Annotated in this window: 4 protein-coding genes; 3 read left to right on the top strand and 1 reads right to left on the bottom strand. The window is 69.1% G+C overall.

Annotated elements, in window-relative coordinates:
- Positions 1-604, top strand: a 604-nt coding sequence (locus ACWELQ_RS41270) for a TenA family protein (protein ID WP_452402429.1), incomplete at its 5' end; no start/stop codon positions are given.
- A 3-nt stretch (positions 605-607) separates the two neighbouring features.
- On the opposite strand, the gene ACWELQ_RS41275 is transcribed toward ACWELQ_RS41270, so the two are convergent.
- The gene (locus tag ACWELQ_RS41275) at positions 608-1,978 is read right to left on the bottom strand and encodes an FAD-dependent monooxygenase (RefSeq protein ID WP_452402430.1); all 1,371 of its coding nucleotides are present in this window, start codon (positions 1,976-1,978) and stop codon (positions 608-610) included.
- Positions 1,979-2,013: 35 nt separating this feature from the next.
- Here ACWELQ_RS41275 and ACWELQ_RS41280 point away from each other — a divergent pair, with 35 nt between their 5' ends.
- Both ACWELQ_RS41280 and ACWELQ_RS41285 read left to right on the top strand, forming a co-directional pair.
- Positions 2,014-2,700, top strand: a complete 687-nt coding sequence (locus ACWELQ_RS41280; protein WP_452402431.1) for a TetR/AcrR family transcriptional regulator — start codon at positions 2,014-2,016, stop codon at positions 2,698-2,700.
- A 118-nt stretch (positions 2,701-2,818) separates the two neighbouring features.
- Positions 2,819-3,510, top strand: a 692-nt coding sequence (locus ACWELQ_RS41285; protein ID WP_452402432.1) for a thiolase family protein, incomplete at its 3' end; no start/stop codon positions are given.

Here is a 3,510-nt window from a genome sequence, read left to right on the forward strand (position 1 = left end):
TATGAGACTTGCCGCACATCTGGAGCAACTCGGGCGTCCGCTGATCGACGAGCAGCTGGCGCATCCGACCGTGGTGGGGATCGCGAAAGGCGATCTCGCCGAGCCGGTGTTCCGGTCGTGGCTGGAACAGGATTACCTGTTCCTGCTCGACTACGTCCGCGTGTTCTCCCGCCTCGCCTGGCAGGCGCCCGCCGCTCACCTCGGCGACCTGGTCGACCTCGCGCACAACACCTTCCACGACGAACTCTCGCTGCACCGGGGGCTGGCGGCGGAGTTCGGCGCGGACCTCGACGGGGCCACCAAGGGTGAGCCGTGCGTGAAATACACGGCGTTCCTGCTGGATTCGGCCGCCCACTACGCCGACGGCCTGGCCGCCCTCTACCCGTGCATGTGGGGCTATTCGACGCTCGGCGCGATTCTCGCGCAGCACCCGCCCGCGGAACCGCGCTATCAGCGGTGGATCGACACCTACGCCGACCCCGCCTTCGCGGCGCTGACCGCCCGGTGCGCCCAGATGCTCGACGAGGCGGGCGGCGACAACGCGGAGGAGCTGTTCCTGACCGGCATGCGTCACGAACTCGCGTTCTGGGATGTGCCCCGCTAGGGCTCACGCGCGGTAGGGCCCCGCGACGACGCTGTCGGGGCGGACCAGCAGGGTGCCGTAAGGCCAGCCGGGTACGTGGTGGACCGGGATGTCGGCATCGACGCCGGGATCGGCTGTGAATACACACCATTGGGACCGCACGAGATCCAGTGTCGAGACCCCGTCGGCCACCCAGAGGTGGGGAAGACGGGAGCCCGGAGCGCCGTCGAGGTCGAGGGTGACGTCCTCGGTCGAGGGGAGTGGTGTGTCGCTGTAGCGGTAGCCGAGGTGGACCACCGGCGCGTTGAGCGCTCCCGCGGCCCTGCGCGCCTCCTCCATGTTCTTTCCCCAGTGCAGCGCAGGGTCTTTGATCCGCAAGTGCGCCTGTTCCATCGTCATGAGCGCGACCGGATGGCGTTCGGTGTGATAGGTCTCGAGTAGCTCGGGGCCCGCCTCGCCGCGCAGCACGTGCGCGAGTTTCCAGGCCAGGTTGTGCGCGTCGGCGATGCCGGTGTTCAACCCGAACGCGCCCAGCGGGGGAATCGCGTGGGCGGCGTCGCCGACCAGGAAGACCCGCCCGGCCGAAAGCCGTTCGGCCACTTGGCCGCGTCCGCGGAAGGTCAGCACGCTACGGATGTCCACCTTGATCGACGGGTCGCCGAGCGCGGTGCGCAGGAGGTCGGGGTCCGGTTCCCGGTCGGCGCGCGTGAGGAAGACCCACTCGCGAGCGCCGTCGACGGTCACCAGCAGTCCGGTCGCGTCCGGATGCTCGATATTGCACATGGCGAACGGCATTCGCGGCCGCAGGTCGGCGTCGAAGAGGATGCTCGTCGTCTCCTGGCCGAGCACGCCCGGACCGGTGACGCCGATGCCGAGTTGCTCCCGCACCCGGCTGCGCACCCCGTCGGCGGCCACCAGGTAGCGCGCCCGCACCGTACGCCCGTCCGACAGGAAGGCGGTGACGCCGTCGGCGTCTTCCTCGAACGAGTCGAGCGCCACGCCGAACTCGACATCGCCTGCCCTGGTGATCAATACGCGATCGAGCCGATTCTGTGCGCAGGTGCCGCGGATCCGGGCCGGGGTATAGGTGAGCTCGGGTTTCGTCTGCCAGTCGATACTTTCGGCGAAGTCGGCCTCTGCGAGGGTGCGGCCCTTGATCTTTCCGGCCCGCAGATCGACCGCGGCGTCGTTGACCGCCTGCTCCAGGCCGAGCTCCCGCAGGATCTCCACCGATCGGGAGCCGATCCCGGTGGCCCGGGGATGCGGCGACAACTCCGGCTGCCGCTCGACGACGAGCGACTCGACGCCGTGATGGCGCAACAGCACCGCCAGCATCAGGCCGACGGACCCGCCGCCGACGATCAACACTTCTTTGGGCACAGTGTTCCCGTTCATGGGAACACTGTAGCCACTGCGGTACGCTGTCGTCCATGTCGCTTATCTGGGACCGCGAGCCGTATCGGTCGAAAAGGCAGGGCCTGAGCGTGGAAGGCATCGTGGACGCGTCCATCGCGCTCGCGGATGCCGAAGGGCTCGACGCCGTGTCGATGCGCCGCGTCGCCACCGCACTGTCGACCGGCACCACCTCGCTCTACCGCTACGTCGACAGCCGCGACGATCTGCTCGACCTCATGGCCGACGCGGTCCACGACGACCACCTGCCGCTGACGGGGGACTGGCGCGTCGACCTCGAGGCGTATGCCCATCACGAGCGGGAATTGTGGCTACGGCATCCCTGGCTTGCCCCGCTGCTGGCCACCCGTCCCTTGCTCGGCCCCAACTGGCTGCGCGGCCTGGAACACGCACTGACCGCGGCTGCTTCGCTGACCTCCGATGTCGGTGCCGCGGCGGCGGCCGTCGGGGTGATTCGGGACTACGTCCGCGGCGCGGTCATGCGCGAACTCGCCGAGAACGAAACCCGGCGGCGCACCGGGCAGACCGAGGACGAGTGGCGGGCCGCGGTCGCGCCGTATCTGCGCCGCATGATCGAAAGTGGCGCGTTCCCACAGGTTTCGCGGATGGTCGGCGCCGCCGACCGGCCCCCGGCCGAACAATTCTCCGACGGCCTGCGTCGAATTCTCGCCGGAATCGCGGACTCCCAGCGGGCCGCGACATGACCGGACCGCACCGAGCACCTGCGGGTGTAGCGGATCCGCTCCGGCTCGGGGCAAGATCGACATCGGCAACGACGGCTCGTTCGTTGCGACCCTGAGGGCACTGTCGAAGGAGATCGTGATGGCGGAAGCGTTCGTGCTCGGTGGTGTTCGGACCCCCTTCGCCCGCTATGGCAGCTCGCTGTCGCACATTCGGGCCGACGATCTGCTGGGGATGACCATGAAGGGCGCGTGCGAGCGCGTCGGCGTGGGGCTCGACCAGATCGAGGACATCGTCGCGGGCTGTGTGAATCCCGCCCACGAGGGCATGGGTGATGTGGCGCGGTGGGCCGCGCTGGCGGCGGGATTCCCGGACACCGTGGCCGGGGCGACGATCAACCGCTTCTGTGGCTCGTCGCTGAGCGCGACCGTCAATATCGCGCACGCGATCAAGGCCGGGGACCTGGGCGTCGGGATGGCCTGCGGCGTCGAGTCGATGTCGCGGTCGGGCTGGGCGTACATGAAGGGCGACAGCCCGTTCGGGCCGCGCGGCCCGGTCATCCTGCTCGACACCATGTGGGCGGGCGCGGGCGGACCCGCGAACCCGACCCTGCTGGCCCGCAACGCCTACATCGGGATGATCGAGACGGCACAGAACGTCGCGAACCGCTACGGGCTGACCCGCGAGGAGATCGACGCCTTCGCCCTGCGGACACAGCGAAACGCCAAGGCGGCCAGGGATTCCGGGCGGCTGGCCAAGGAGATCATGCCCGTCGAGATCGCCGGGACCAGGAAAACTCCCGCCCGGCTGTTCGAGCATGACGAATTCATCCG

It is taken from the genome of Nocardia sp. NPDC004722, assembly GCF_053601505.1.